The sequence below is a fragment of the Kitasatospora sp. MY 5-36 genome, assembly GCF_001182915.1.
In the GTDB taxonomy this organism is placed as follows: domain Bacteria; phylum Actinomycetota; class Actinomycetes; order Streptomycetales; family Streptomycetaceae; genus Kitasatospora.
This window is the reverse complement of the sequence record NZ_LFVW01001395.1, coordinates 1-645: the sequence shown is the minus strand read 5'-3', so window position 1 is coordinate 645 and position 645 is coordinate 1. Positions and strand designations below refer to the sequence as shown.

Annotated in this window: 1 protein-coding gene and 1 pseudogene; both read left to right on the top strand. The window is 77.7% G+C overall.

Annotation, left to right across the window (positions count from 1 at the left end; genetic code table 11):
- Positions 1-331, top strand: a 331-nt coding sequence (locus AE652_RS42635) for a hypothetical protein (protein WP_049661720.1), incomplete at its 5' end; no start/stop codon positions are given.
- A 132-nt stretch (positions 332-463) separates the two neighbouring features.
- A pseudogene (locus AE652_RS48910) lies at positions 464-645 on the top strand (hypothetical protein); the annotation flags it as partial.

The following is a 645-nucleotide window of genomic DNA, read 5'->3' as shown; positions in this document are numbered from 1 at the left end:
GGCCGCCGCCGGACTGTCCCGGCCCGACCTGTACGGCGCGGCCGCGGCGGTCTCCGGCCGCTACGACGCCATCGCGCTCACCCAGACCGGCGCCGAGGCCCCGGCCGGCAGCTCCGCCAAGCTGCTGCTGGCCGCCGCCAAGGCCGACTCCGCCGGGCTGGACGCGGCCCGCAAGCTCCAGTCCGCGCTGAAGGCCGGCCCCGGAGCGGCGGCCAAGGCCGACGTGCGGATCTCGGACAACGTGCAGGACTTCACCCCCGACCGGGAGCGGCTGCGGCTGGTCCGGCAGGCGGCGCAGTTCCTGGCCGAGGCGCTGGCCAAGCCGTCCTGAGCGCCCGTCCGGCGGCGCTACGCTGCCCGGTACCCCGGGGAGGGGTGCCGGGCAGCGGCGTTTCCTCCGGGGTGCTCCACTGGTTTTTCCACGGGTTGTTCCACGTGCTGGTCGATTGCGGAGTGGTGGCGGATGAGGGCCTTCGGGCGGGCGCCGGTACGGGCGTGGGCACGGACGCGGACGTGGGAGCAGGCACGGACGCGGGCACTGGCCGCGGCGCTGGCCGTCGCCGGGCTGCTGGCGGGCGGGTGCGGCGCCGATCCGTCCGAGGCGCCGGGAGCGTCCCCGTCGGACCCGGCCGGCTCCGGCAGGCC